This is a genomic window from Klebsiella sp. 64, from assembly GCF_018223915.1.
GTDB lineage: Bacteria > Pseudomonadota > Gammaproteobacteria > Enterobacterales > Enterobacteriaceae > Klebsiella > Klebsiella pneumoniae.
This window is the reverse complement of sequence record NZ_JAGRQZ010000050.1, coordinates 33,768-59,749: the sequence shown is the minus strand read 5'-3', so window position 1 is coordinate 59,749 and position 25,982 is coordinate 33,768. Positions and strand designations below refer to the sequence as shown.

The 25,982-nt window shown below is 58.0% G+C and carries 25 protein-coding genes and 1 tRNA gene; 16 read left to right on the top strand and 10 right to left on the bottom strand.

The genetic code is table 11. The features are described from left to right. The first annotated feature begins 27 nt into the window (after positions 1 to 27). The 5 genes from cutA to KHQ23_RS25330 all read left to right on the top strand — a co-directional run bounded on the left by cutA (position 28) and on the right by KHQ23_RS25330 (position 5,080). Positions 28 to 351, top strand: coding sequence for a divalent cation tolerance protein CutA (cutA, locus tag KHQ23_RS25350; protein ID WP_002885422.1), 324 nt, complete (start codon positions 28 to 30; stop codon positions 349 to 351). Continuing rightward, on the top strand, positions 327 to 2,123 hold the full coding sequence (locus KHQ23_RS25345) for a protein-disulfide reductase DsbD (protein ID WP_004192532.1): 1,797 nt from the start codon (positions 327 to 329) through the stop codon (positions 2,121 to 2,123). Before cutA ends, KHQ23_RS25345 begins: the two co-directional genes overlap by 25 nt. A 20-nt stretch (positions 2,124 to 2,143) precedes the next feature. Further along, positions 2,144 to 2,734, top strand: a complete 591-nt coding sequence (locus tag KHQ23_RS25340; RefSeq protein WP_002885410.1) for a transcriptional regulator — start codon at positions 2,144 to 2,146, stop codon at positions 2,732 to 2,734. 67 nt (positions 2,735 to 2,801) lie between these two features. Further along, complete coding sequence (locus KHQ23_RS25335) at positions 2,802 to 4,889, top strand: DUF1176 domain-containing protein (RefSeq protein ID WP_004177767.1); 2,088 nt, start codon at positions 2,802 to 2,804, stop codon at positions 4,887 to 4,889. A 115-nt stretch (positions 4,890 to 5,004) separates the two neighbouring features. After that, positions 5,005 to 5,080: transfer RNA gene (locus tag KHQ23_RS25330), tRNA-Phe, on the top strand. 954 nt (positions 5,081 to 6,034) lie between these two features. On the opposite strand, the gene KHQ23_RS25325 is transcribed toward KHQ23_RS25330, so the two are convergent. Beyond that, entirely contained in the window at positions 6,035 to 6,325 is a 291-nt protein-coding gene (locus KHQ23_RS25325; RefSeq protein WP_004153693.1) for a PerC family transcriptional regulator, read from the bottom strand. Positions 6,326 to 6,519: 194 nt separating this feature from the next. Here KHQ23_RS25325 and KHQ23_RS25320 point away from each other — a divergent pair, with 194 nt between their 5' ends. Beyond that, the gene (locus KHQ23_RS25320) at positions 6,520 to 6,642 is read left to right on the top strand and encodes a hypothetical protein (protein WP_004146686.1); all 123 of its coding nucleotides are present in this window, start codon (positions 6,520 to 6,522) and stop codon (positions 6,640 to 6,642) included. On the opposite strand, the gene KHQ23_RS25315 is transcribed toward KHQ23_RS25320, so the two are convergent. Beyond that, positions 6,637 to 7,203: a LuxR C-terminal-related transcriptional regulator gene (locus KHQ23_RS25315; RefSeq protein WP_002885396.1), complete on the bottom strand. Its 567-nt coding sequence runs from the start codon at positions 7,201 to 7,203 to the stop codon at positions 6,637 to 6,639. The two genes, KHQ23_RS25320 and KHQ23_RS25315, sit on opposite strands and share 6 nt — an antisense overlap. A gap of 632 nt (positions 7,204 to 7,835) precedes the next feature. On the opposite strand from KHQ23_RS25315, the gene pgaA reads away from it, so the two are divergent. From pgaA to pgaD, 4 genes are read left to right on the top strand one after another with little or no spacing between them, the layout of a single operon-like run. Continuing rightward, positions 7,836 to 10,283 carry a poly-beta-1,6 N-acetyl-D-glucosamine export porin PgaA gene (gene pgaA / locus KHQ23_RS25310; RefSeq protein WP_074182947.1) on the top strand — a complete coding sequence of 816 codons (2,448 nt, stop codon included), beginning with the start codon at positions 7,836 to 7,838 and terminating at the stop codon, positions 10,281 to 10,283. Positions 10,284 to 10,291: 8 nt separating this feature from the next. Further along, on the top strand, positions 10,292 to 12,307 hold the full coding sequence (pgaB, locus tag KHQ23_RS25305) for a poly-beta-1,6-N-acetyl-D-glucosamine N-deacetylase PgaB (RefSeq protein ID WP_032413070.1): 2,016 nt from the start codon (positions 10,292 to 10,294) through the stop codon (positions 12,305 to 12,307). Continuing rightward, complete coding sequence (pgaC, locus tag KHQ23_RS25300) at positions 12,300 to 13,628, top strand: poly-beta-1,6-N-acetyl-D-glucosamine synthase (protein WP_047694049.1); 1,329 nt, start codon at positions 12,300 to 12,302, stop codon at positions 13,626 to 13,628. The genes pgaB and pgaC overlap by 8 nt, the downstream gene beginning before the upstream one ends. Continuing rightward, positions 13,628 to 14,077, top strand: coding sequence for a poly-beta-1,6-N-acetyl-D-glucosamine biosynthesis protein PgaD (pgaD, locus tag KHQ23_RS25295; protein ID WP_002885392.1), 450 nt, complete (start codon positions 13,628 to 13,630; stop codon positions 14,075 to 14,077). The genes pgaC and pgaD overlap by 1 nt, the downstream gene beginning before the upstream one ends. Positions 14,078 to 14,122: 45 nt before the next feature. On the opposite strand, the gene KHQ23_RS25290 is transcribed toward pgaD, so the two are convergent. After that, positions 14,123 to 14,908 (bottom strand): DsbA family protein, encoded by a 786-nt coding sequence (locus KHQ23_RS25290; protein ID WP_002885391.1) that lies wholly within the window; start codon positions 14,906 to 14,908, stop codon positions 14,123 to 14,125. 225 nt (positions 14,909 to 15,133) lie between these two features. On the opposite strand from KHQ23_RS25290, the gene KHQ23_RS25285 reads away from it, so the two are divergent. Next, entirely contained in the window at positions 15,134 to 15,817 is a 684-nt protein-coding gene (locus KHQ23_RS25285; protein ID WP_004221988.1) for a TerC family protein, read from the top strand. Here KHQ23_RS25285 and KHQ23_RS25280 read toward each other — a convergent pair. Further along, positions 15,774 to 15,887 carry a hypothetical protein gene (locus KHQ23_RS25280; protein WP_020316611.1) on the bottom strand — a complete coding sequence of 38 codons (114 nt, stop codon included), beginning with the start codon at positions 15,885 to 15,887 and terminating at the stop codon, positions 15,774 to 15,776. The genes KHQ23_RS25285 and KHQ23_RS25280 overlap by 44 nt on opposite strands. Before the next feature lie 75 nt (positions 15,888 to 15,962). On the opposite strand from KHQ23_RS25280, the gene cbpA reads away from it, so the two are divergent. Next, on the top strand, positions 15,963 to 16,880 hold the full coding sequence (gene cbpA / locus KHQ23_RS25275; protein WP_025368538.1) for a curved DNA-binding protein: 918 nt from the start codon (positions 15,963 to 15,965) through the stop codon (positions 16,878 to 16,880). Beyond that, a complete protein-coding gene (cbpM, locus tag KHQ23_RS25270; protein WP_002885324.1) occupies positions 16,880 to 17,185 on the top strand; it encodes a chaperone modulator CbpM in 306 nt (101 codons plus the stop codon). The genes cbpA and cbpM overlap by 1 nt, the downstream gene beginning before the upstream one ends. A 623-nt stretch (positions 17,186 to 17,808) precedes the next feature. Here cbpM and KHQ23_RS25265 read toward each other — a convergent pair. The 5 genes from KHQ23_RS25265 to KHQ23_RS25245 form a co-directional block, all read right to left on the bottom strand. Beyond that, positions 17,809 to 18,180, bottom strand: coding sequence for a plasmid partitioning/stability family protein (locus tag KHQ23_RS25265; RefSeq protein WP_032421943.1), 372 nt, complete (start codon positions 18,178 to 18,180; stop codon positions 17,809 to 17,811). Positions 18,181 to 18,189: 9 nt separating this feature from the next. Then, on the bottom strand, positions 18,190 to 19,146 hold the full coding sequence (parM, locus tag KHQ23_RS25260) for a plasmid segregation protein ParM domain-containing protein (protein WP_004177778.1): 957 nt from the start codon (positions 19,144 to 19,146) through the stop codon (positions 18,190 to 18,192). A gap of 147 nt (positions 19,147 to 19,293) precedes the next feature. Further along, positions 19,294 to 19,416, bottom strand: coding sequence for a hypothetical protein (locus KHQ23_RS25255; RefSeq protein ID WP_004146677.1), 123 nt, complete (start codon positions 19,414 to 19,416; stop codon positions 19,294 to 19,296). A gap of 5 nt (positions 19,417 to 19,421) precedes the next feature. Continuing rightward, positions 19,422 to 20,837, bottom strand: a complete 1,416-nt coding sequence (gene melB / locus KHQ23_RS25250) for a melibiose:sodium transporter MelB (protein ID WP_019724884.1) — start codon at positions 20,835 to 20,837, stop codon at positions 19,422 to 19,424. 93 nt (positions 20,838 to 20,930) lie between these two features. Next, positions 20,931 to 22,283 (bottom strand): alpha-glucosidase/alpha-galactosidase, encoded by a 1,353-nt coding sequence (locus KHQ23_RS25245; RefSeq protein WP_004186565.1) that lies wholly within the window; start codon positions 22,281 to 22,283, stop codon positions 20,931 to 20,933. A 239-nt stretch (positions 22,284 to 22,522) separates the two neighbouring features. Here KHQ23_RS25245 and melR point away from each other — a divergent pair, with 239 nt between their 5' ends. Beyond that, positions 22,523 to 23,461, top strand: a complete 939-nt coding sequence (gene melR / locus KHQ23_RS25240; RefSeq protein WP_023328811.1) for a transcriptional regulator MelR — start codon at positions 22,523 to 22,525, stop codon at positions 23,459 to 23,461. Positions 23,462 to 23,510: 49 nt separating this feature from the next. Here melR and proP read toward each other — a convergent pair whose 3' ends face one another. Further along, positions 23,511 to 25,013 (bottom strand): glycine betaine/L-proline transporter ProP, encoded by a 1,503-nt coding sequence (gene proP / locus KHQ23_RS25235; RefSeq protein WP_002885227.1) that lies wholly within the window; start codon positions 25,011 to 25,013, stop codon positions 23,511 to 23,513. A 187-nt stretch (positions 25,014 to 25,200) separates the two neighbouring features. Here proP and KHQ23_RS26585 point away from each other — a divergent pair, with 187 nt between their 5' ends. Continuing rightward, a complete protein-coding gene (locus KHQ23_RS26585; protein WP_021314560.1) occupies positions 25,201 to 25,470 on the top strand; it encodes a hypothetical protein in 270 nt (89 codons plus the stop codon). An 87-nt stretch (positions 25,471 to 25,557) separates the two neighbouring features. Then, the gene (locus tag KHQ23_RS25230; protein WP_004177783.1) at positions 25,558 to 25,893 is read left to right on the top strand and encodes a zinc ribbon domain-containing protein YjdM; all 336 of its coding nucleotides are present in this window, start codon (positions 25,558 to 25,560) and stop codon (positions 25,891 to 25,893) included. Positions 25,894 to 25,982 lie beyond the last annotated feature (89 nt).

The window sequence follows — 25,982 nt, the reverse complement described above, 5'->3', positions numbered from 1 at the left end:
CCTCTTTTCGCTGATACGAGGTTCATGATGACTACGCCTGATGCTGTTGTTGTGCTCTGTACCGCGCCGGACGAAGCGACCGCCCAGGATCTGGCGGCAAAAGCGCTGGCGGAAAAGGTGGCAGCCTGCGCTACGCTGCTGCCGGGAGCCACCTCTCTGTATTACTGGGAAGGGAAACTCGAGCAGGAGTATGAAGTGCAGATGCTACTCAAAACTGACCTTGCCCATCAGCAGGCGCTGCTGGATTGCCTGAAGTCACACCACCCGTATCAAACCCCAGAACTGCTGGTTCTACCCGTCACGCATGGAGACAACGATTACCTCTCATGGCTTACCGCATCATTACGCTGATCCTGCTGCTGTGCAGCACATCAGCCACCGCCGGGTTATTCGACGCGCCGGGGCGCTCGAACTTCGTGCCTGCTGATCAAGCTTTCGCCTTTGACTTTCAGCAGCAACAGCATGACGTCAACCTGAGCTGGCAAATCAAGGATGGTTATTATCTTTATCGTCAACAGTTTACCTTCAGCGCCGCCGGGGCGACGATCGACGAACCGGCGCTGCCGGCGGGAGAGTGGCATGAAGATGAGTTTTACGGCAAAAGCGAGATCTTTCGCCAACGCCTGACCGTGCCGGTGACGGTGAAGGAGGCGGACAAAGAGGCTACTCTCACCGTCACCTGGCAGGGCTGCGCCGATGCCGGATTCTGTTATCCGCCGGAGACTAAAGTGATCCCGCTGAGCGCCGTGCGGGCGGCCTCAAACGACGCTCAGCCAACCGCCGCCGCGCCCGTGTCGTCGCTGAACCATCGCCCGGCCTTCAATCCGCCGCTGCCAGTTGAACCGCGCCCGATGGAGGAGAACGCCGTGCCGCAGGCGCCTGCCATGGCGCCGCCAGCAGACGTCCCCGCTCGTCTGCCCTTCACCGCCCTGTGGGCGCTGCTGATTGGCATTGGTATCGCCTTCACCCCCTGCGTGCTGCCGATGTACCCGCTGATTTCGGGCATCGTGCTGGGCGGAAAACAGCGGCTTTCCACCGTGCGCGCCCTGCTGCTGGCCTTTATTTACGTCCAGGGGATGGCCCTGACCTATACCGCGCTGGGGTTGGTGGTAGCCGCCGCCGGGCTGCAGTTCCAGGCAGCCCTGCAGCACCCATATGTCCTGGTCGGCCTGTCGGCGGTGTTTATACTGCTGGCGCTCTCCATGTTCGGCCTGTTCACGCTGCAGCTGCCGTCGTCGCTGCAGACCCGGCTGACGCTGCTCAGCAATAAGCGCCAGGGCGGCTCGCCCGGCGGGGTCTTTGCGATGGGCGCTATTGCCGGGCTGATCTGCTCCCCCTGCACCACCGCGCCGCTAAGCGCCATTCTGTTGTATATCGCCCAGAGCGGTAATCTGTGGCTGGGCGGCGGCACGCTGTACCTTTACGCGCTGGGCATGGGTCTACCGTTGATCCTTGTGACCGTGTTTGGCAATCGCCTGCTGCCGAAAAGCGGCCCGTGGATGAGCCATGTGAAAACCGCCTTCGGGTTTGTGATCCTTGCCCTGCCCGTCTTCCTGCTGGAACGCATATTCGGCGACCAGTGGGGGTTACGGCTGTGGTCAATGCTCGGTGTCGCCTTCTTCAGCTGGGCGTTTATCACCTCGCTGGGCGCTACCCGGCCGTGGATGCGGCTGGTACAGATCATTCTGCTTGCCGCCGCGCTGGTCAGCGCGCGGCCTCTGCAGGACTGGGCGTTTGGCGCCCCGGCGGTCGAGCAGCAGGCGCACCTGGCTTTCACCCGCGTCAGCTCGGTGGCCGAGCTTGACCAGGCGCTGGCGCAGGCGAAAGGTCAACCGGTGATGCTCGATCTTTACGCCGACTGGTGCGTGGCCTGCAAAGAGTTTGAAAAATACACCTTTAGTTCACCTGACGTGCAGCAGGCGCTGAAAGGCACCGTGTTATTACAGGTTGATGTGACGAAGAACAGCCCGCAAGACGTCGCGCTGCTGAAACACCTGCAGGTGCTGGGTCTGCCGACGATCCTGTTCTTCAACGCTGAGGGTCAGGAACAGCCTGAGCGGCGAGTCACCGGCTTTATGGATGCCGCGGCATTCAGCGCCCATTTGCGCGATTGGCAAGCGTGAGCGACACTTTAGGAGGAAAGATGGAGGAGAACACCGTGCTACGTGAAGACGTCCTGGCAGAAGCCATTAAGATTCTTGAAATTGAAGGTATCGCCAACACGTCGCTGGAGATGGTCGCTGAGCGCGTGTCCTGCCCGACGAGCGACCTGAAACGCTTCTGGCCTGACCGCGAAGCGCTGCTGTACGACGCGCTTCGCTATCTGAGCCAGCAGGTGGATGCCTGGCGTCGTCAGCTCCTGCTGGACGAGACCTTAAGCGCAGAGCAAAAGCTGCTGGCACGCTATGCCGCACTCACCACCTGCGTAAGCAACCAGCGGTACCCGGGCTGCCTGTTTATCGCCGCCTGCACCTTCTACCCGGATCCTCAGCACCCCATTCACCAGCTGGCGGAACAGCAGAAGCAGGCTTCGCTGGCCTACACTCACGAGCTGCTGACTCAGCTGGAGGTGGATGACCCGGAAATGGTCGCCAAGCAGATGGAGCTGATTGTCGAGGGCTGTCTGAGCCGTCTGCTGGTCAAACGTAGCCAGACGGATGTGGATACCGCCCGGCGGCTGGCTGAAGATATTCTACGCTTCGCCCAGTGCCGTATGGGCGGCGCCTTGACCTGATTCTGATATCCTAACCGCCACGTCGCGCCTATAATTTCCCCCTCACTGATTGCTGACAGGGATTGATATGCGCGCGTTCTTCTGGGCTGCCTGGCTGGGCCTCTGCTCTACGCCCCTGCTGGCGGCTCCCCTGCAAGGTTTTTCCTTTGCACAAAAAGACTGGGAGCTCGCCTGCGATAATACCGGCGCCTGCCGGGCGGCGGGTTACGGCGTCCGCATGGGTGAGGTCAGCGTGCTGTTGACCCGCAACGCGGGCAGCGAACAGCACCTCACCGCCACGGTAACCTTTGCGCAAATCGAGCACGATATCCCCGCCGACTCCACCGCCAGCCTGCTGATCGACGACCGGGATTTTGGCGCGCTGGACGCTCTCGACGACAGCCACTTTCGCCTCGACAGCGATCAGACCACCGCCCTGCTACAGGCGTTAACGAATCAGCGCAAAATCGAATTCACCCTTAACGGCCAGCACCTGCCGCTTTCCAGCGCCGGCAGCCGCGAGGTGCTGGGTAAAATGGATGCGTTTCAGCGACGCACCGGCACCGCCGATGCGCTGCTGGATAAAGGCGATGCCGGCGACGATGCCATTTTGCCAGCCACTCCCGCCCCGGAAATTATCGCCGCCCCGGTTCTCCATAACGCGCAGCCAGTGCCGTTGAGTATGCTTCAGCGCCAGAAACTGCTGCCCATCCTGACGCCGCTGCTGAACCAGCGCTGCGACGACTGGCAGAATCAGGCCATTCCGGCGGCAGATCGCCAGATCACGCTGACCGCGCTGGATAAAACCCATTCTCTGGCGCAGGCGCTCTGCTGGCGAGCGCCCTATAACGACGGTTACGCTCTGTGGCTGGTCGATAACGCCCAGTTGAGCAAACCGCGGCTGCTCACTACCGAGGCCTCCAGCTACGCCGACGGCGCTATCGTCTTTTTGCACAAAGAACGGGGCATGGCCGACTGCGTCACCGGCGAGACGCGCGTTTGGGATGGTAAAACCTTTACCCCCAGCCTGAAGTACAGCACCGGTATGTGTCGGGAAATCACCCCGGGTGGCACCTGGATGCTGCCGACCTTTGTCAGCCAGGTGATCCCCAGGCAGCAGAAAGAGGCGGATAACCTGGCTCTGCGCACGTTGTATAACACAGTGTTGAAAGCGCAAAAAAGCGATCCAGAATTGTCGCTGAATAAGATCGCCGAGCAGTTTCCGTTAACCGGCCATATTACCGACTTCACGCTCACTTACGCCGACGATACGCTGATCACGACCAGTAAACCGTCCCCGGATATCAGCGATGATGAGTGGCAGGCGTTTCTGCGCTCCTCGATTAGCGCGGATTCAGAAAACGGCAAAGTCAGCTTTACCCTTATCGACCTCGACGGCGACGGCAAACGCGACCTGATCATCGACAGCTACGTGGGCGGCACCGGGCTCTTCAGCTACACCGGGGTGCTCAAGCGAGGTGATGATGATTTTGCCGCCGTCAACGGCAGCGACAGTGATAATGGTGATGATTTCGATGCCGGGGTGCCCGGCGCCCTCTTTTCCATTAATGGCCGCGGGGCTAACCAGTGGAACCACTGGGTCAAAATCAACGGCCAGGTGTATGCCCTGTGGTACAACGGCCAGTTTGGCGAAGATAACCTCTACCTGCTACGCCCGTTCAGCACCACCAGCCAGACGCCCGCGGTGACGGTTCGCTATCGCTATACGCTGAACAGCATCCGCTCCCCGGAGAAAGACCAGCCGCTGACCCCCAGCCTGAGCGACGGCGATAAAGCGGACCTGCTGCGCTCGCTGGAGGTAATGCAGGGCAGCCTGCTGAAAGACAGACCCGCCAGCGACAACGACGCGCCGATCTGCCCCATCCCGCCGGGCACCTCCGCTGACGAGGCGGATAACTACTACAGCGGCGTCGCCGTTAACTATATCTATGAGACGGTGGCCTATATTCCGGTCTGGCTGAACGGGAAGTGTTATATCGGCACCATTTTCAGCCATCATGGCGCCTATCGCCACGGCGTGGATGCGGAAATTACCCTGAGCTCGCCGCGTGAGGACGAGGAGGTCATTGGCGATTATCTCATCTCCGGACTACGCCACGTTATCGCCATTACCAGCGGCTGGAAAACCCGCGAGGGCGATAACGGCATGCAGTGAAGTTAAGCCAAAACGCGCCTTTGAACGCAGAATTGCCGCAAAGATAAGCAATCGATAAGTAATTTAAGAAATTTGGTTGACGGGGTGGGCGGATTACGGTTTAATGCGCCCCGTTGCCCGGATAGCTCAGTCGGTAGAGCAGGGGATTGAAAATCCCCGTGTCCTTGGTTCGATTCCGAGTCCGGGCACCACTATTTAAAGAACCCGCCCAAAAGGCGGGTTTTTGCTTTTCTTCATCCGGACTCTTCATCGCACTCCGTTCGATTATTCGCCGCACAGCGGCTCACCCCTTCGGGGCCAGCGCGGCAAGCGCGCTGTTCAACGCCTGCGGCGTTAGTCCGAGTCCGGGCACCACTATTTAAAGAACCCGCCCAAAAGGCGGGTTTTTGCTTTTCTGCATCCGGACTCTTCATCGAACTCCGTTCTATCACCCGCTGCCCGGCGGCGCTGCGCTTGCGCGGGCCTACGCTGTTTGAATCAGCAGAGGACTCGTAGGCCGGATAAGGCATTTATGCCGCCATCCGGCACAACCGCGGGTACGGTGTCTGATGTGTATCGCCCGGCGGCGCTGCGCTTGCACGGGCCTGCGCTGTTTGAATCAGCAGAGGACTCGTAGGCCGGATAAGGCATTTATGCCGCCATCCGGCACAACCGCGGGTACGGTATCTGATGTGTATCGCCCGGCGGCGCTGCGCTTGCGCGGGCCTACGCTGTTTGAACCTCTGGAGGACCCGTAGGCCGGATAAGGCATTTATGCCGCCATCCGCCACAACCGCGGGTACGGTGTCTGATGTGTATCGCCCGGCGGCGCTGCGCTTGCGCGGGCCGGCGCTGTTTGAATCAGCAGAGGACCCGTAGGCCGGATAAGGAATTTATGCCGCCATCCGGCACAACCGCGGGTACGGTGTCTGATGTGTATCGCCCGGCGGCGCTGCGCTTGCGCGGGCCTACGCTGTTTGAACCTGTGGAGGACCCGCAGGCCGGATAAGGCATTTATGCCGCCATCCGGCACAACCGCGGGTACGGCGTCTGATGTGTATCGCCCGGCGGCGCTGCGCTTGCGCGGGCCTACGCTGTTTGAACCAGCAGAGGACTCGTAGGCCGGATAAGGCGAAGCCGTCAGGCAAACGTCGTGAAGAAAGGCATTACTCGGCGGCCGTTTTCCCTTTGCCGGGCAGTCTGAATGCTTCGCCATAGGGCTTCGCAATGCCCATACGATATTGAGTCTCTTTCGCCGCCTGGTGGAGGTCGGCAAACTCCTCTTTCGGCGCCGGCGGACGTTGCGCCTTTTTCAGACACTGATTGCGATGGTGACGGATCCACTCTCGGTCCTCATCGTCCAGACAACGCTGCATCACCTCAATCCATCTGGATGCCGCCCGACGGTAGAGCCCGCATGCCTCTAACCGCTCAGCAATACTGTCCCTTATTCTCATCCACCTCGCTCCTCTGATGCTTTCACGATATCTCATGGTATTCCGACGCGTGAGTCGGAATACCATGGTAGTGTTAATTTATGACAAAACTATTCCTGTGCGGCGCAAGGAATATATTCATTATAATAATCGCTGTGCATAGCAAACCGCATTGGCGGTAAATACTTCCAAAGAGCTCCGGAATTATATGCCGAATGCCATCATCGATACCGCCGGGTATCGACGGTTGTACCTATCAATATCTATTTAATTTATTAGATTTTCGTCAACAAATACCTTGCGATAACATCCATTCTCTGTACAGCGAAGCTTCATAACGAACGTTCGGTCTGCTCCAGCAGCTTATTTCGAAAGATAAATAAGCAAGCTTCATTAAAATTATCTAACCCCAAACGCTCATAAAGCGCAGTACGCTTGCGGTAAAGGCTTTTTAGTGACGTATTGAGATTGACGGCCACCTCCTCCATGGTCATCCCCGCCATGAGTAAACGTAACATTAACTGTTCAGACAAACTTAAGCGCAGATCGTCAAACCACTCTTTGGTCAGACGCTTGCTATTCATCTCCAGAAAAAGGCCAAATAATGTCGCCATATCCGCGGGTGATAATGACATGTTTAAAAACGATTTCAGGCTCAGTAAATGCTCTTCCCGATGGCGCATATCGAGGACGATACAACATATTCGCTTTCTGGATTTCGCCGCTGCCAGCACGAGATAATCGTAATGGCAAAGCGGCGAGCGGCTATCAACCAGCAGAGAGACTTCATCAACCTCATTATCTAAAATCGCTTTTCCGCTAGAATCTAACTGAATGATATCAGGAAAAAAATTCTTAACACCTTGAAAAAGATAGTAATCTTGGGTAACCAATATCATTAAAGTTGCCACAAATCGTCCCTTTAACATTTAATCAACAAATTCTCGTCAACCAGACGTTTTCCCTCCCCCTATGGAACGCTTCGCATGGCGGTGAAAATAACGAGACCTGTGATTTATCATTAGCGCGGCATCTGAATCTGGCTGTGAAAACCCTCCTTGCGTTCTGACAGGAAATAAACAGATTGATTATAAATAAAAAAAATCCACAGAAAAGATGCTTTTTTTGCTATTGAGAATTTTTGTCAGAAATCATCTTAAATATTGCCTAAAAAACTCTAACCCCAACTAAATATAAGTCACACCGCCATTTTGAAACAAAATTCCACCTGACTTTCTTTTTTATTTATATCAGTAGGTTAAAGAAATCAACTTGAACACTTCCGTTCGAATGAAGTCGATTTTACAGAATTATCTTAAAACGCAGACCATAATTTATCCATATTTATCGGTTGCCGTATCGGGTATAAATTACCCATTCATTTATCAACAGGAGATATGTTTATTAGTTTGCAATAGGTCATTCACCTGCAGTGCCAGTCAGCTAAAGGGACCATCCTCATCCTTTAACTCACCGTCAAAGGACGGTCGTGTTGTGCAATGGATTCTTGATGAACATATGGCAAATAGAAATGGAAAGATCACCTTATTCAAATACGTTATTGTTTAATCGCAACACGAAACTCTCGCTATCAATCGGCTTGCTTTTGCTCTTCCCGGCGCTGGTTCAGGGAGCGGATTCGCTCTATGACCAGCAAATCTTGCAAGCGCGCCAAGGTCAGTACGCCCCCTTTCTCAGTTACCTTCAGCAGTACCAGCTGCGGCATGCCTTAACCCCTTCTCAGGTGGCGGACTGGCTGCAGGTGGCCCTCTGGGCCGGTCAGGACGATGAAGTGGTGAAAGTCTGGCGACGCTACCAGGTCTATATGCCGCTTCCCGCACGGGGCACCGCCGCCGCGGCGCAGGCCCTGCGCAACCAGAAGCAGTGGCAAACCTCGCTCACCCTCTGGCAGCAGGCGCTCAGCCAGGCCCCTGGCAGCGACGACTATCGTATCGGCTATATCAAAACGCTCGCCGATGCCCGCAAGGACGGCGAGGCGCTCAGCGAAGCGCGTCGCCTGGTGGCGGAGCAGGCGAGCGTTGCGCACCTGCAGACGCTCTCCTATGTCTACCTGCGGCTGGGCAAAAGCTGGGACCAGCTGTTGGTGGACACGCAGATCCTCGATCGTGAACCGCAAAACAAAACCGCGCTGGCCAGCCTGATGGCGACCCTGACCCGCAACCGGATTGATTCCCCTGCTCTCGGCCTGGCGAATAGCGTCGAACTGACGCCTGCGGAAAAGCGTAACTTGCAGCTGAACGCCGCCGCCGAACTGGTGCGCCTTGCCGATACCCCTTCCCGCGAAGAAAAGGCGCGTTACGCGCTGGCCCGCACGGCGCTCACGCAGTATGACGCGATGATCGCCGCCTGGCACCCCGACCCACAGGCTGCGCCCGACATCATCCGGGCGCGTATTGATCGTCTGGGCGCACTGTACGCCAGCGCCGAGTACGCGCAGGTCATCCGCGAATACCAAAGCCTGATCGCCCAGCAGCAGACCGTTCCCGACTGGGCCATCGGCTGGGTCATCTCCTCTTTTATCGCCCTTAAGCAAATTGAGCCTGCGCTGACGCTTATCCACCAGCATCCTTCGTGGCTGACAAGCCAACAGAATGAGGAACACGAGCTTTTCTACGCTCTGCTGGACACCGGTCAGTACCCGGCGGCGCAACGGTATGTTGCCCGCCTCACCAGGAATGCGCCCTACATCCGTCGTCTCTACGGCTCGCCAACGCCGCAGCCGAACGACGACTGGCTCACCGCACAGTCGCTTAACGTGCACTATTTAGCGGCTACCAACGACCTGCCGCAGGCCGAAGCCCGAATGCAGCGCCTGGCGGCGACGGCCCCTGGAAACCAGGGCCTGCAGATAGACTATGCCGCCCTTCTGCAGGAGAGAGGATTGCCACGGGCAGCCGAACGCCAGCTAAAAGCGGCGGAATCTCTGGAACCCACCAGCCTGCAGCTGGAGCGCCAGCAGGCCTGGGTCGCCCTCGATCTGCAGGAGTGGCGGCAAATGGATCTGCTGACTGACGACGTCGTCGCCCGCTCGCCACGGGATCTGAACACCCAGCGCCTGGCCAGAGCGCGCGAGCTCCATCATCTCTCCGAGCTGCGCCTGAGCGTTGGCAAAGGGCTGCATTCCGACAACCCGGTGAGCGGCACGCACGACCTCAGTTTTGAGACGGCGATCTACAGCCCGCCGCTAGCCGACAGCTGGCGGTTGTTCGGCGGGCACCGCTTCGCTGAAGGCAATTTTGAAGAGGGGAAAGGCAGCCGTCGCCAGCTGTTTGCCGGTATTGAATGGCGTCCGCGCGACTACTGGGGCGAGCTTGAGCTCTCCAGCGTCAATTTTCACGGCGAGAACAAGCCCGGCGTCCGCCTTTCCGCCGCCCATGACGTTAGCGATCGCTGGCAGCTGGGCGGCGAACTGGAGCGGATTTCGCAGCAGACGCCGCTGCGCGCGTTACGCAACGGCGTCAGCGCCAACCGCGGCGAAGGCTGGCTGCGCTGGTCTCCAAACGAACGCCGGGAGTACCGCTTCAGCGCGGCCGCCAGCCGGTTTACCGATCGCAACCGCCGCCAGGAGTACACCCTCTCCGGTAAAGAACGCCTCTGGCAAACCCCATGGTTAACGCTGGATTTGCAGCCCGGTCTGTCGGCCAGCGCCAATAGCCGCACCGACACCGCCTACTACAGTCCGGCACGGGACCTCGCCGCCACCGCGGCGCTGGCCGTCGATCACACGCTTTACCAGCGCTATGACACCGTCTGGAGCCAGCAGTTACTCGCCGGCGGCGGCAGCTACTGGCAAAAAAATCACGCCGCCGGGGCGATCACGGTGCTGGGTTACGGGCAGCGCCTGCGCTGGAACAACGTCGTCGACACCGGGCTGATGCTGAACTGGGATAAGCGCCCCTACGACGGCAAACGTGAAAACAACCTCGCCATCACTCTTGATGCAAATATACGGTTTTAAGGATGACCATGCTGAACACGACCCTGCGCAACGGCCTGATGCTTCTCATCTGGCTGTGCCTTATCTTCAGCGTGCGTGCTGAGGAAGTCCCCTTCCTCGCCCCGCAGCAGCGCCCCCAACTGGAGGCCAATCAACCCTGGCCGGCGGATCGCTTTCTGGTGCTGGCCTACCATGACGTCGAAGACGATGCCGCCGACCAGCGTTATCTTTCGGTGCGCACCAGCGCACTCAATGAGCAGATCGCCTGGCTGCTGCATAACGGCTACCATGCGATTAGCGTTCAGGACATTCTCGATGCGCATTATGGCTTAAAGTCGCTGCCGCCCAAGGCTTTTCTCCTCAGTTTTGACGATGGTTACAGCAGCTTTTACACCCGCGTATGGCCGCTGCTTAAAGCCTGGAACGTCCCGGCGCTGTGGGCGCCGGTGGGCAGTTGGGTGGACACTCCCGCTGGACAGCCCGTTAATTTTGGCGGCCTGATGACGCCGCGCGAGCGCTTCGCTACCTGGGAGATGGTGCGCGAGCTCAGCCGCTCGCCGCTGGTGGAGATCGGCGCTCACACCTGGGCCTCGCACTACGGTCTGCCGGCCAATCCGCAGGGCAGCCGCGAGCCTGCCGCCGCCAACCGCGGCTGGGATAAAACCACCGGCCGCTATGAAAGCGACGCGCAGTTTACCCGGCGAATGACCGATGACGTGCAGAAAGTGACGGCGAAAATCCATGAGGTTGCCGGGAAAACGCCGCGCGCCTGGGTGTGGCCCTACGGCGCCGCCAGCGGCAGCACCCTGACTATCGCCAAACAGCAAGGGTATCAGCTGGCGTTTACGCTGAACGACGGCCTGGGCAACGTGAAGGATCTGGACAATATTCCACGCCTGCTGATCGCCGGTAACCCGTCGCTCAAGGCCTTTGCCAGCGCCGTGACCCAGATTCAGGAAGCCGATCCTGTTCGGGTGATGCATGTGGATCTGGACTATGTCTATGACCCCAATCCCGTCCAGCAGGCAAAGAATATCGATAAGCTGGTGCAGCGCGTCTATGACATGAAAATCAGCCACGTCTTTCTGCAGGCCTTCTCCGACCCGCAGGGCGACGGCACGGTCAAGTCACTCTATTTCCCCAACCGCTGGCTGCCGATGCGCGCCGACCTGTTTAACTTCGTCTCCTGGCAGTTGCAGACCCGCGGCAATGTGAAGGTTTATGCCTGGATGCCGGTGCTGGCCTTCGATCTTGCCTCAGACCTGCCGCGCGTTCAGCGCTGGGATCCGCAAACCGGGAAGGCGTTACTTGCCCGCCAGCCGTACGTCCGTCTGTCGCCCTGGGATCCCCGGGTTCGCCAGCAGATCACCGACATCTACGAAGATCTGGCCCGACACGCCAGCTTCAGCGGGATCCTGTTTCACGACGACGCCGTGCTGACCGATTTTGAAGACGTGAGCCCGGAGGCGGTCGCCGCCTGGCGGCAGACGGGTATGGCGCACGATGCAGACCCGGTGCCCCAACGTCCGCAAGAGCGCCAGGCATGGATGCGTTTCAAAAGCCAAACCCTGACCCGCTTCACTCTGGATCTACGCCAGGCAGTGCAGGCCATCCGCGGCCCGCAGGTGAAAACGGCGCGTAATCTCTTCGCCCTGCCGATCCTGGAGCCGCAAAGCGAAGCCTGGTTTGCGCAGAATCTGGATGACTTCCTTGCCGCCTATGACTGGACGGTCCCCATGGCGATGCCGCTGATGGAGTCCGTGCCGATCGACGCCAGCCAGGCCTGGCTGACGCGGCTGGTTCAGGCCGTCGCCCGCCACCCGGGCGCGCTGAAGAAAACCATCTTTGAACTGCAGGCCAGAGACTGGAATCGACGCCAGCAAAACGCCATTCCCGACCAGCAGCTGGCGGACTGGATGCGTTTGCTGCGGCTGAACGGCGTCAAAAACTACGGCTACTACCCTGACGATTTTATTAACAACCAGCCTGATATCTCTCGTATCAGGCCGCAATTTTCTTCCTGGTGGTACCCTGACCATGACTGATCGCATTATCGCATTGTGCATTTTATGCCTCGTATTCGGGCTGCCGTTAGGTGTCGCAGCGGTATTTACCGGCGAGCTTATCCTCGACTTTGTCTTTTTCTGGCCGCTGTTTATGTCAGTGTTGTGGATCACCGGGGGTCTCTACTTCTGGTTTCAGCTGGAACGTCACTGGCCGTGGGGGGAGGATACCCCGCCGCCGACGCTGCCGGGCAATCCACTGATCTCGATCCTGATCCCCTGCTTTAACGAGGAGAAAAACGCCCGGGAAACCATCAGCGCAGCGCTGGCCCAGCGTTACGCCAATCTTGAAGTGATCGCGATTAACGACGGCTCTTCGGACAACACCGCCCAGGTGCTCCAGCAGCTGGCGCAGGAGGAGCCGAGGCTGCGGGTGATCCATCTGGCCGCCAATCAGGGAAAAGCGGTGGCGCTCAAAGCGGGCGCCGCCGCCGCCCGCGGCGATCTGCTGGTCTGCATCGATGGCGACGCCCTGCTGGACCGGGATACCGCGGCCTGGCTGGTCGCGCCGTTGATCCATTATCCGCACGTCGGGGCGGTCACCGGCAATCCGCGGATCCGCACCCGATCCACGCTGATCGGCCGCATTCAGGTTGGGGAGTTCTCGTCGATCATTGGGCTTATCAAACGGACGCAGCGGATCTATGGCCGGATCTTTACCGTCTCCGGCGTAATCGCCGCCTTCCGGCGCCAGGCGCTGGCGGACGTCGGCTACTGGAGCCCGGATATGATCACTGAAGATATTGATATCAGCTGGAAGCTTCAGCTCCGCCACTGGGACATCTTTTTCGAGCCGCGAGCGCTGTGCTGGATCCTGATGCCGGAGACCCTCAAAGGGTTATGGAAGCAGCGTCTGCGCTGGGCCCAGGGCGGCGCCGAAGTCTTTCTGGTCAATCTGCGCCGCCTGTTTCACTGGCAGCATCACCGGATGTGGCCGCTGTTTCTGGAGTATGCCTGCTCCACGCTGTGGGCCTTTGCCTACGCGATCACCATTCTGCTGTTTATCCTCAGCCGCCTGATGCCGCTGCCTGACAATCTGGCGGTGCATAGCCTGTTTCCACCGGAATTCACCGGCATGCTGCTCGGCCTGATGTGCCTGCTGCAGTTCGTCGCCAGCCTGTATATCGAGCGGCGCTATGAGAAAAAGGTCGCCAAATCGCTGTTCTGGGTGATCTGGTTCCCGATGGTCTACTGGATGATCGGCCTGCTGACCACGCTGGTCGCTTTTCCGAAAGTGATGGTGAAACGTCAACGTTCCCGCGCGCGCTGGGTGAGTCCGGACCGGGGAAAAGGAAGCCTGTGATGAATGAAAATACGCTCATCTTAACCGAACATCGGGTGCTGCCCCGGCTGGTCGACGCCGGCTTAACGCTGCTGGCCTGGCTCGGTTTTCTGTTCTTTCTGTACGCCAATTTGCTGATGCAGTTCATCGCGCCGCCCTCTCCGCGCTGGGAATCGCTGATGGACTCCCTGAATACGGCGCTGGTGTATCTGCTGATTGCCGCGCTGAACGGCTGGCTGTTGATCCTCTGGTATCACTACAACCGGCGCCGCGCCCATACCCGGCGTCATACCGCGGTGCTCGCTCTGCGCGACGATGAGCTGGCGAGCAGCTTTAACGTCGCGCCGCAGATTATCTCGGAGATGAGCCGCTATAATTTGCTCACCGTTTACCACGATCAAATCGGGCAGATTATTGATTTAAAAAGCCACGCGTTACCGCCGCCGCAGGAAGAGAGCGATGACGCATGAGAGCAAGGCCGCCGTCGGCGGCCTGGACAGGTAATACGCCGGGGATTAGCCGCCGGCTTTTTTGATGGCGGCTTCCAGCGAGGCTTTGTCTGCCAGCCCCGGGAAGACGGTGATGCTGGCTTCCGTGGCGCCGGTGGTCGGCATCACGATCACGCCCGGCGTGCCGCTCAGACCAATCTCCTGCGCCAGATCGTTAATGCTCTGCAGCACCGGTTCGACGTCGGCGGCCTTCTTCGCATCAAAGCCGGCTTTCTTCGCCTGCTGCTGGATATCCGCCGTCGTCAGCTTGCCTTCGTTATGGCCGGTAGCGTAAATCCCGTTATGGTAGGCCAGATAGGCATCCGCCCCTTTCTGTTGATAGATCTGCAGGCCGGTTTTTGCCGCCTCCAGCGAGCTTTCCCAGCGGCCGCCGAAAATCGGCCACTCTTTGAAGGCGAAGCGGGTCTGCGGGTGCGCTTTAATCACCTGCTCCATCACCGGCGCCAGACGGCTGCAGTAGACGCACTGGTAGTCGAAGAATTCGATCACCGTGACTTTGCCGTTGGCCGGGCCGTAGGTCGGGGTATTTTTATCCTGGGTCAACACGGCGGCGTTCTTCAGCACCGCCTGAGTGGCCGCGCTGGCCTGCTGCTCAGCCTGAATTTGCTGCAGTTTCTGGCTCGCCTGCAGCAGGACTTCCGGGTGGGCGACCAGATAGTCGGCGGCGATTTTGCCGATTTTCGCCTCCTGTTCCGGGGTGAAAGTCGCCGGCGCGTCAGCGGCAGAGGCCATCGCCGGCAGTAAGACAGCGCTCAGCAGGGCGACAGAGAGGTATTTCTTGTGGCCAGACATAGTGGGGATCCTTGCGATAAGTGAACGGCAGGTGAGTCTGGGTGACAAAATATCACCCTTTTTCGCCGAAGCCTTGCCCAACGGCACCTTGATTCGTAACTTTATTTTTCAGGCTCTCTCTTTCCCGCGCGATAGCGCAGGTCTGCGCCAGTGGTCAACGCGGCCCAGGCGGAGTACCCTGCGCAGCGGTTTTTCTTGCTCTTTTTTCAGGTGGTTTCTCTCGATATGTATGCATTTCTTCAACAATGGGACATGGCAGTGATTATGCTGCAGATTGTCGCCATCGACTTACTGCTGGGTGGCGACAATGCCGTGGTGATCGCCATGGCCTGCCGCAAACTGCCGCCGCAGAAACGCACCAAAGCGATCATCATCGGTACCGTGGGCGCCATCCTGGCGCGCGTTCTGCTGCTGGCGATCGCTTTGTATCTCCTGTCGCTGCCGTGGCTGAAAATAGTCGGCGCCCTGCTCCTGCTGTGGATTGGCATCAAGCTGGTCAGGAATGAGGAAGAAGAGAGCGAGGTTAGCAGCTCTGGCAGCCTGTGGCGCACCGCGATCACCATCACTGTTGCCGATGTGATTATGTCGCTGGATAACGTACTGGCGGTAGCTGCTGCGGGGAAAGGGCACATTGCGCTGGTCGCCCTCGGCGTGGCGATCAGCATTCCGGTTATTGTCGCCGGCAGCAAGCTGGTGCTGGTCCTGCTCACCCGCTTTCCCGCGGTGGTGCTGCTGGGCGGGATGCTCATCGGCTGGATTGCCGGGTCAATGCTGGTCAGCGACCCTACCATTCGCCAGCTGTTTCCCAGCGCCGGCGAGGGCACCGCGCGCCTGGCTGGCGCCGTCGGCGCGCTGCTGGTGCTATTCACCGGATGGCGCCGCCGCCCACGGCCGCAGGCGAAAGACTAATCTTATCCACGGCGCCGTCTACCCCGACGGCGTCAAGTTTCCGCCACTTTTCTTCCCCGTCAGGGCGCATTTGCCCTACGCTTTATACTGACGCCTGTTCCAGGGAATATGTAACCACCGCACTGAGCATAGATGAGATAAAATCATGGAATTGAAGGATTATTATGCCATTCTCGGGGTGCAGCCAACCGACGATCTGAAAACCATCAAGACCGCCTACCGCCGCCTGGCGCGCAAATATCACCCCGACGTCAGTAAAGAAAACGATGCCGAAGCCAAATTTAAGGATCTCGCCGAAGCCTGGGAAGTCCTGAAAGATGAGCAACGGCGCGCCGAATACGATCAGCTCTGGCAGCATCGCAACGATCCCGGCTTCGGTCGCCAGCGACAGACCCACGAGCAGAGCTACAGTCAGCAAGATTTCGACGACATCTTCTCCTCCATGTTTGGCCAGCAGGCGCATCAGCGTCGTCGTCAACACGCGGCGCGCGGCCACGATCTGGAGATCGAAGTGGCGGTGTTCCTTGAAGAGACGCTGGCCGAGCAGACGCGCACCATCAGCTATAACCTGCCGGTGTACAACGTGTTTGGCATGATCGAAAGCGAAACACCGAAAACGCTGAATGTGAAGATCCCCGCCGGGGTAGTCGATGGTCAGCGTATCCGCCTGAAAGGCCAGGGGACGCCGGGGGAGAATGGCGGCCCGAACGGCGATCTGTGGCTGGTTATCCACATCGCCCCGCATCCGCTATTCGATATTGTCGGTCATAACCTGGAGATCGTCCTGCCGCTGGCGCCATGGGAGGCCGCGCTGGGCGCGAAAGTGACGGTGCCCACCCTGAAAGAGAGCATTCTGCTGACGGTGCCGCCGGGCAGTAAGGCAGGGCAGCGACTGCGTATCAAAGGGAAAGGACTCGTGAGCAAAACCCACACCGGCGATTTGTTCGCCGTTATTAAAATAGTGATGCCGCCAAAACCAGATGAAAAAGCGCGTGAGCTCTGGCAACAATTGGCCGCCGCCGAAGCCAGCTTCGATCCGCGTAAGACATGGGGGAAAGCCTGATGGCTACAGTAACAGTGACGTTTACCATTACCGAATTGTGCCTGCGTACCGGGGTGTCGGAAGAGGAGCTGACGGAGATCGTCGGCTTAGGGATGATTGAGCCACACCAGCCGCAGGCGGACACCTGGCTGTTCGACGACAGCGCGGTGACGATCGTGCATCGCGCGGTACGCCTGCGTAACGAGCTGGAGCTGGACTGGCCGGGAATTGCGGTGGCGCTGACCCTGCTGGATGAGAACGCGCGGCTGACCCGCGAAAATCGCCTGCTGCAGCAGCGCCTGGCGCGCTTCCTCGCCCACGGATAGGGGTGCCATCCCGGGTCGTGGCGTTCCGTCTTCGCGCCGGGTGGCGGCTACGCCTTACCCGGCCTACAAATGACATCGAGCCCACCCATTGCACTGGATTTGTAGGCCCGCGCAAGCGTAGCGCCGCCGGGCATGGCTACAGCCAGGGAGCCGCCTGTTTGCCGAATGGCGGCTACGCCATACCCGGCATACAAACGGCACTGGGCCCACCATTGCACTGGATCCGTAGGCCCGCGCAAGCGTAGCGCCGCCGGGCATGGCCTCAGCCAGGGAGCCGCCTGTATGCCGGGTGGCGGCTACGGCTTACCCGGCCTACAAACGGCACTGGAGCCCACCATTGAACTGGATCCGTAGGCCCGCGCAAGCGTAGCGCCGCCGGGCATGGCTACAGCCAGGGAGCCGCCTGTTTGCCGAATGGCGGCTACGCCATACCCGGCATACAAACGGCACTGGAGCCCACCATTGCACTGGATCCGTAGGCCGCGCAAGCGTAGCGCCGCCGGGCATGGCCCCAGCCTGGGAGCCGTCTGTATGCCGGGTGGCGGCTACGCCTTACCCGGCCTACAAACTAAGCGCAGCGCAAGCCGGGGAGTTTCCCGGGTCGCGCAAACCGGGAATAGCGCTTAATCCGGTAACGAACCGGCGAGATTACGCGCGGAGACGCTCTCGCTCACCGGCGCGGGCGGCTCCGGCGCCTTAGCCGGAGCGGCCGCTGGCTCGGCTACCGGAGCGGGAGAGGCCGGCTGGATCTCAAGGAACGAGGCCAGCATCTTACGCAGCGTTTCCGGTTTAGTATCTTCCGCCAGCAGCGCCGCCAGCATCGACGGTAAGCGGCTATCGACTTCCCCTAACGCCAGCCCCGCCAGCAGCGCGGTACGCGACATATCGCCGCGGTCGCCACGGTGATGGGCCTCAATTTTTGCGTCCGCGAAGCGCTCGCTGGCGCTGATATCCGGGCGCAGGTAAATCAGCACTTTTCTGCGATCCAGAGTCATAGACGCTCCTTAACCAATAATTTTCAGACCACGCACCAGGGCAAACTGCGGCTCTTCAGCCACCACGAAACGATCCTCGCGCAGACCCATCCGTTCACGAATGGCGTCGGCAACCAGCGGCGCGCCGCCGCCAATGACGATCGCGTGCGAATAGCCTTTAAAGCTATCGATGGCCGTCAGGACACGCGTGGTCAGACGTTCGATACTGTTATTGATCACCTTCTTCACCTCAGAAACCGCATCCGGATCGTTGATGTTGTCGGTCAGGTATTCTTCGTCGTGGCGGTTGATGATTATCTGGTCGACGTTATAGCTAGAGGTGTCGGTATTCGCCCGGGCCAGCGCCAGCTTAACGGCGTCGGTCACCAGCGATACGCCCAGCTTCGGGTCGCCGTAAATGCGCGAAACCGAGGTCATCTGCCCGGCGACCATTGAAATATCCAGCGTGGTGCCGCCAAGGTCGATAATCAGCACCGAATGCGACGGTTTCAGCTCATCACACAGGCTAATGCCCGCCGGAATCGATTCCGGGCGCACGGTAACTTTAGTGATATTGAACACCACGCCTTTATTCAGTTTAACTTCGCGCAGCAGGCTCTTTTTCTTGCGCTCAATATTGTCGAGGCGATATTGCGCATCTTCATCATAAAATTCGGTCAGCGGCAGGGTGACCACAATTTCAACATCCTGTGGCTCAAGACCGCTGGTCAGCAGCGCATGATGGACAGCGATGGAGTTCAACGGGCTATATTGCCAGTCAATGTTATTGGTTGGGAGCGCATCGGGAGTGATCAGGTCGAATGAGTACTTTTCATCATCCACCGTGTAGTTAAAAGGCTTCCCCGAACCGAAGGTGGCAGACCAGCCGCGTTTAAAACTGTTGGGGCTGATATGGGTGAAAGTTTCGCCATCTTGCTCCCACAGCATTTTGATATTGGTTGAACCATCATCGATAAAAATGCGCATTGCATTGCTCCATCACTGAGACAAATAAGAGAAAAATGTAAGACCCAAAAAGAGTAGCAAGAGTTAAAAAGCAGCGCAAGAGCACGAAAAAGAGACAATTCTGAGTTTTATTTGAGAACAATCGGAGAAACAAACAGTCCAGAACGCTCAAAAAGAGAAATAATTGAGATAAAATAGAGAACTACAGTTTTCTCTTTCTGTCTTTTTAAGACACTGTTTTTTGCTCAAAAAGAGAGCATCCCTCCCCTCTTTCGTCAGCGGTTTTCGCACGCTTTTTACACCTGATTGGGTACCACAATCGGCCGTTCCGGCTCGACGTCATTTTCCGGTACCCGGCGATATTTATCCAGCAGGTGAATCTGAATCCGTCGCAGCATATCGCCATTCAGTTTGTAATAACGGAAATAGAGAAACAGCGTCAGAGCAAAAAAGAGCGTCGGCAGCGCAATCATAATCGCCTGCATCCCCAGCAGCGTGTGGGACGACTGCACAACATTCGGCACGTAACCGATGATACCCAGCACGATGGCGATAAACCAGGCCGCAAACGCCGAACCGGCTTTGACTACCAGCGTTTGAACGGAATAGGCGATGCTTTCGCAGCGGATATTCATCGTATATTCGCCATAGTCGACGGTATCGGCCACCATAATAACCTGCAGCACCCAGAACAGCGCGGTGCCGATATTCAACAGCACCCCGGCCAGCGAAATCAGCGCGATGTTGTAAACGCCGCCCAGCGCCATCAGCAACAGCACGCCGCAGCCCAGCACCGGCATGATCGAAGCACCCGCCCACAGAATGCGCCGCGATAGCCCTTTTACCAGTCGTGGGAACAGGATCAGCGTCAGCAAATTCGCCGCCCCGGCGTAGGACATGTAATACGGGAACATCTCCGCGCTGCCAATCACGTAGGTAAAGTAGTAAATCGCAAAGCCAGCGATAATGTTCGCCGCCGTGTTATAGGCCAGCGCCATGCCTAACAGGCAGGCCAGCTGATCGTTTTTATAGATCAGCGCCACCATCTGGCGCAGTGAGAGGTGGCTGGAGTCTTCGCTCACACCACTGTCGGAGGAGTAAACCTCATGCACGTTGCGCAGGGTGACGAGGGTGGAAACGACGAAGAAGGCGATCAGCACCAGAGTGAACATCTGAAAACCGAAACCGCGATCGGCGCCGCCGACGGCGTTGACGAACGGCAGCGTGACGCCGGCCGTGACAAATCCCGCCAGACTGGCGAAAAAGCGCGGGTAAGGCACCAGCTGCTCGCGTTCGCGTTTATCGAGGGTAATGGTCGGCACCAACGACCAGAACGGCACATCCATGATGGTGTAGGTGAAGCCCCACAGCAGGTAGGTTAGCCACACCCACGCCAGCAGCGCCCCGCCGCTGAAGTGGTGGGCGCTGAACAGCATATACAGCACCACCGAGTTGGTTATCGTGCCGATCAGGATCCACGGTTTGAACTTCCCCCATCGCGATCGCGTACAGTTAACGATCCATCCCATAATCGGATCGGCTATCGCATCGAGGATCCTTGCCACCAGGAACAAGGTGCCGACCACCCCAACCGATAAGCCAACAATATCGGTGTAGTAATACATCAGGTACATGTAGACGATACCGATAGCGAAATCTTTACCAAAGGCACCAAATCCGTAGCTGAGCTTTGTTGTCATTGAAATACTCATAGGGTCCAGGTCGCTGTCGCCAGCGCCTCCTTCAGCGTTTGATAGAGCGTGACAGGCACCGCCGGGTTCGTTGCCCCCGGCGGCATAAGAGGATTAACGGTGCAGCCAGGCCGGCAGCCAGTCGCCGTGGCTGGCGATCAGATCGTCCACCAGCGCGTAGATCTCTTCGATCCCCAACACCGCGGCGGTGTGCGGATCCATCATCGTGGCGTAATAGACGTAATCGCGATTTTCAGTGAGGATCGCCTCCGTGAGCAGCGTCTGCACGTTGATATTGGTCTGCATCAGCGCCGCCAGATGCGCCGGCAGCGCGCCCACTTTGGTCGGCTGGATGCCGTTGGCGTCCACCAGGCAGGCCACTTCCACACAGCAGCCCTGAGGCAGGTTGTCGATGAGATTATCGTTGCGCACGTTGCCGTACACCACGCTTGGCTCGCCGGTCCAGATGGCGTTCATGATGGTGCTGGCATATTCGCGGGAGGGTTTCACCTCAATGCGCTCCCCGCGCTTATAGCTCTCCAGCTCCTGATGCCAGTTGGCCAGTTGCTCGACGCAGCGTTTAGGGTATTCATCCAGCGGCACTTTATAGCGAGCGAGAAGGTCATCGCGGCCCGGCTTGATAAACCATGGCGTGTATTCCGCGAAATGCTCCGAGGACTCGGTGACGAAGTAGCCCAGCTTTTTGAGCATTTCATAGCGGACGATGTTTTCGCAGCGCGGGTTGCCGTGCAGGTTCGGTTTCGGCGCCCGCCCGTCGGCGTAGGCCTGTAGCAGGTCGGGGTAGATACTGACGTAGCTGCCGTCCGCGAGCTTTTTCTCCAGCGACAGATAGAACGCCATATGGTTAATCCCCGCGCAGCGGTAGCGTAAATCCGCCGGATCGAGATCGAGGTCGCGCGCCAGCTCTTCCGCTGTGCCTTGCACCGAGTGGCACAGGCCAACCTGCTTGATATGCGGGTAGCGGGCGTACATCGCCCAGGTGTTCATCGCCATCGGGTTGACGTAGTTAAGCATGGTGGCGTCCGGGCAGACCTCGCTCATATCGTCGCAGATAGCCCACAGGTGCGGGATGGTGCGCAGCGCGCGCATAATGCCTCCCGGCCCCAGCGTATCGGCAATGGTCTGCTCCAGGCCGTGGCGCTTGCAGACTGCAAAATCGGTGACGGTACAGGGCTCATAGCCGCCAATCTGGAAGGCAACGACGACAAAATCGGCGCCCTGCAGGGCGGTTTTCCGGTCGCGGTGGCAGCTGATTTCGCCGTTCGCGCCCACGGAATCCATCAGCTTGCGCACCACGATATGCGACTCTTCCAGCCGGGTTTCATCGATATCCATCAGCGCGATATGCGCCGATTTCAGCGCCGGGCGCTGGAAAACATCACCGAGAATATTTTTGACGAACACCGTCGAACCGGCGCCGATAAAAGTAATTTTTGGGGCAGACATCACGCACTCTCCATCAGGTCATTGAACACTTGCAGAGTGGCACGCCGCTCCCCGCTGCGCTGCCCTGTTCCCGCCGGAGCATTCCCGAAAGCTCAGATCGGCCATTAAGCGCCACAAAATCTGAGATTTCGGGAACAGATTGAGCAAAAAGGAGAGAAAATGGGCCGATTCTTCCGCTAAGCTGTCGTCAGCTCTGGCGAAAAATGCAGCCACTCTGACAATTCAGGAATACGCTAACGATGGAACACCGCTTCACCTCTCTGCCCCCCGATCCCTTTATGTGCAGCAGCGACGAAAAGCAGAGCCGCAGCCCGCTGGCGCTCTACTCCGAGTATCAGCGTATGGATATCGAACTGCGCCCGCCGCACGCCATGCCCACCAGCCACTGGCACGGCCAGGTAGAGGTTAACGTGCCGTTCGATGGCGACGTGGAGTATTTGATTAATAACGAAGTGGTGCGCATTGAGAAAGGCTATATCACTCTGTTCTGGGCCTGTACGCCGCATCAGCTGACCCGCCCCGGCGATTGCCAGCAGATGGCGATATTCAACCTGCCGATGCATCTGTTTCTCTCATGGCCGCTGGACCGGGAGCTTATCAACCACGTCACCCATGGGATGGTGATTAAATCCCTCGCCGCGCAGCAGTTGAGCGCCTTCGAAGTGCGCCGCTGGCAGCAGGAACTGAGCCACGAGAATGAACAGATACGCCAGCTGGCGATCGATGAAATCGCCCTGATGCTGAAGCGGCTGAGCCTCGCCGGCTGGCAGCCGATTCTGGTCAATAAAACCTCACGCACCCACAAGAACAGCGTCTCGCGCCACGCGCAGTTTTATGTCAGCCAGATGCTGGAGTTTATCGCTGCCCACTACGACCAGGCGCTGACCGTCAATGCCGTTGCCGAGCACGTGAAGCTCAACTCGAACTACGCGATGGGGGTCTTTCAGCGGGTGATGCAGCAGACCATGAAGCAGTACATTACCGCCATGCGTATCAATCATGTGCGGGCGCTGCTGAGCGATACCGACAAGACCATCCTGGATATTGCCCTTACCGCCGGTTTTCGCTCCAGCAGTCGCTTCTACAGCACTTTTACCCGCTACGTGGGCATGCCGCCGCAGCAGTACCGTAAACTCAGCCAGCAGCGGCGTCACGGCCTGGCCTTGCCGAAGGCATAAAAAATGCCGCCGGGGTTTCCCCAGGCGGCATGATTAACAGTGAAAACGGTTAGTCGTTGATACGCGGATGCTGCTGCACCAGACGCGACCGTTTTGCCTGCAGATCGGCGATCTCCTGATCGATATCTTCGATTTTTTGCTCGATGTTATCGTAGTGCTCGCCAAGGATTTCTTTCGCTTCCTGGATATCCGACGCCGCCGGGGTCGCCCCTTTCAGCGGACGGTTAGCCGTCTCTTTCATCGACAGGCCCGTCGCCATACCCACCACCGCGATAACCATCAGGTAGTACGCCGGCATCATCAGGTTTTGGGTGGTCTCCACCAGCCACGCCGCCAGGGTTGGCGTCAGACCGGCAATCAGCACCGAGATGTTAAAGGCGCTGGCCAGGGCGCTGAAGCGGATGTGCGTCGGGAACATCGCCGGCAGCGAGGAGGCCATCACCCCGATAAAGCAGTTCAGCACCACCGCCAGCAGCAGCAGGCCGGCGAAGATCAGGCTAGTCACGTTGCTGTTGATCATAATGAAGGCCGGGATCGACAGGGCAAACAGCGCCACGCTACCAATCAGGATAAACGGGCGACGGCCGAAACGGTCGCTGAGCATACCGATAACCGGCTGTACAAACAGCATCCCGACCATGATAGCGATGATGATCAGCACCCCATGATCTTCCGAGTAGTGCAGGTTATGCGACAGATAGCTCGGCATGTAGGTCAGCAGCATGTAGTAAGTCACGTTGGTGGAAATCACCAGACCGATACAGGTCAGCAGGCTACGCCAGTGCTTGGTGGCAATCTCTTTAAAAGAGACCTTCGGCCCGTCCTGCAGTCCTTCACGGTCGCCCTGCTCCATGGTGTCAACATGCTGCTGGAACGCCGGCGTCTCTTCCAGCGCATGGCGCAGGTAGAGACCAATGATACCTAACGGTAGCGCCAGGAAGAACGGGATACGCCAACCCCAGTCGAGAAAGTTCTGTTCACCCACCACGCTGGAGATGAGAACCACCACGCCGGCCCCCATCACAAACCCGGCGATGGAGCCAAAGTCCAGCCAGCTGCCCATAAAGCCGCGCTTGCGGTCAGGAGAGTATTCCGCGACGAAGATCGACGCCCCGGTATATTCACCGCCAACCGAGAAGCCTTGCGCCATTTTACACAGCAGCAGCAGGATCGGTGCCCAGATACCTATCGTGGCATACGACGGAATAAGGCCGATACAGAAAGTACTTATCGACATGATCACGATAGTTATCGCGAGAATTTTTTGCCGACCATATTTATCGCCCAGCATCCCGAAGAACAGGCCGCCTAACGGACGAATTAAAAATGGTACGGAGAAGGTACCCAGCGCGGCAATCATCTGCACGCTTGGGTTGGCATCGGGGAAGAAGACTTTACCTAAGGCGTAGGCCACAAAGCCGTAGACGCCGAAATCGAACCACTCCATCGCGTTGCCCAGGGAGGCCGCGGTGATCGCCTTTTTCAGTTTACCATCATCGATGATGGTCACATCCTTAAGGGTGATGGGCTTTATTTTTTTCCTTTTAAGCATATTTTTCCTCTGCTACTCCGCCTTGAGTGCACGCCTCTTCGCCGAATGGCAAGGCCATTCGCATCGTGCGTCAGGAGCGGTGAATTGCTGTGCTCCTCATTTCAAGCGTAGCAGGTTTGCCTGCACTGTCTGCTGACAGAATGTACAACCGAACCTGTTGACGCCTGCTCTGGCTACTGGTGAATAAATGGAGCGGCTCATCGTGATGCTTGATGAAATTGACCTGCTCCCCTTTTTTACCCTAACAGTGTTTATATCTGCGATCAACTTCACAGAAATTTACCGCCTCATTACAGAGTGTCGGAAAATAAATAAGTTCATTTCCTGCCGATCGCGCGGAAATTATTTCGTCGATTTTGCTCCACTTCGGGCGGTTAATTTCAGCGTTTATTCGCTTTTTCCCGGAATAATACCACGGCTACTTTTTAGCAAAAAAACACCCGACAAAAGTGGGTGATTGCGCTATAATCATACCCACTTTCGGCTCTCAGCCGCTGTTTAAAGGACCAACGTCCTGTTTTTCGACGACATCATGAGGAGCGTCATGCAACTGCCACACTGCCCAAAATGCGATTCGACTTACACTTATGAAGATAGCGGCATGTACATCTGCCCGGAATGTGCCCATGAGTGGAACCCTGCCGAGGCGACGGAAGAGAGCGACATTCTGATCGTTAAAGATGCCAATGGCAATTTACTGGCCGATGGCGACAGCGTTACCGTCGTGAAAGATCTGAAGGTTAAAGGCAGCTCTTCGATGCTGAAAATCGGCACCAAAGTGAAAAATATCCGTCTGGTCGAAGGCGATCACAATATTGACTGCAAAATTGACGGTTTTGGTCCGATGAAGCTCAAATCGGAATTTGTGAAAAAGAACTGATTTAATTTCGGGTAGGCGGCGCGATTATTTTTTCACATAACCGTCGCCGCTCCCGATATCCTGGTGGCCGTTTGTCCCCCGGCGCATCC

Coding starts and splice junctions, on each gene's coding strand:
- cutA (WP_002885422.1), top strand. CDS start 28: ATGACTACGCCTGATGCTGTTGTTGTGCTCTGTACCGCGCCGGACGAA.
- KHQ23_RS25345 (WP_004192532.1), top strand. CDS start 327: ATGGCTTACCGCATCATTACGCTGATCCTGCTGCTGTGCAGCACATCA.
- KHQ23_RS25340 (WP_002885410.1), top strand. CDS start 2,144: ATGGAGGAGAACACCGTGCTACGTGAAGACGTCCTGGCAGAAGCCATT.
- KHQ23_RS25335 (WP_004177767.1), top strand. CDS start 2,802: ATGCGCGCGTTCTTCTGGGCTGCCTGGCTGGGCCTCTGCTCTACGCCC.
- KHQ23_RS25325 (WP_004153693.1), bottom strand. CDS start 6,325: ATGAGAATAAGGGACAGTATTGCTGAGCGGTTAGAGGCATGCGGGCTC.
- KHQ23_RS25320 (WP_004146686.1), top strand. CDS start 6,520: ATGCCATCATCGATACCGCCGGGTATCGACGGTTGTACCTATCAATAT.
- KHQ23_RS25315 (WP_002885396.1), bottom strand. CDS start 7,203: ATGATATTGGTTACCCAAGATTACTATCTTTTTCAAGGTGTTAAGAAT.
- pgaA (WP_074182947.1), top strand. CDS start 7,836: ATGGAAAGATCACCTTATTCAAATACGTTATTGTTTAATCGCAACACG.
- pgaB (WP_032413070.1), top strand. CDS start 10,292: ATGCTGAACACGACCCTGCGCAACGGCCTGATGCTTCTCATCTGGCTG.
- pgaC (WP_047694049.1), top strand. CDS start 12,300: ATGACTGATCGCATTATCGCATTGTGCATTTTATGCCTCGTATTCGGG.
- pgaD (WP_002885392.1), top strand. CDS start 13,628: ATGAATGAAAATACGCTCATCTTAACCGAACATCGGGTGCTGCCCCGG.
- KHQ23_RS25290 (WP_002885391.1), bottom strand. CDS start 14,908: ATGTCTGGCCACAAGAAATACCTCTCTGTCGCCCTGCTGAGCGCTGTC.
- KHQ23_RS25285 (WP_004221988.1), top strand. CDS start 15,134: ATGTATGCATTTCTTCAACAATGGGACATGGCAGTGATTATGCTGCAG.
- KHQ23_RS25280 (WP_020316611.1), bottom strand. CDS start 15,887: ATGCGCCCTGACGGGGAAGAAAAGTGGCGGAAACTTGACGCCGTCGGG.
- cbpA (WP_025368538.1), top strand. CDS start 15,963: ATGGAATTGAAGGATTATTATGCCATTCTCGGGGTGCAGCCAACCGAC.
- cbpM (WP_002885324.1), top strand. CDS start 16,880: ATGGCTACAGTAACAGTGACGTTTACCATTACCGAATTGTGCCTGCGT.
- KHQ23_RS25265 (WP_032421943.1), bottom strand. CDS start 18,180: ATGACTCTGGATCGCAGAAAAGTGCTGATTTACCTGCGCCCGGATATC.
- parM (WP_004177778.1), bottom strand. CDS start 19,146: ATGCGCATTTTTATCGATGATGGTTCAACCAATATCAAAATGCTGTGG.
- melB (WP_019724884.1), bottom strand. CDS start 20,837: ATGAGTATTTCAATGACAACAAAGCTCAGCTACGGATTTGGTGCCTTT.
- KHQ23_RS25245 (WP_004186565.1), bottom strand. CDS start 22,283: ATGTCTGCCCCAAAAATTACTTTTATCGGCGCCGGTTCGACGGTGTTC.
- melR (WP_023328811.1), top strand. CDS start 22,523: ATGGAACACCGCTTCACCTCTCTGCCCCCCGATCCCTTTATGTGCAGC.
- proP (WP_002885227.1), bottom strand. CDS start 25,013: ATGCTTAAAAGGAAAAAAATAAAGCCCATCACCCTTAAGGATGTGACC.
- KHQ23_RS26585 (WP_021314560.1), top strand. CDS start 25,201: ATGGAGCGGCTCATCGTGATGCTTGATGAAATTGACCTGCTCCCCTTT.
- KHQ23_RS25230 (WP_004177783.1), top strand. CDS start 25,558: ATGCAACTGCCACACTGCCCAAAATGCGATTCGACTTACACTTATGAA.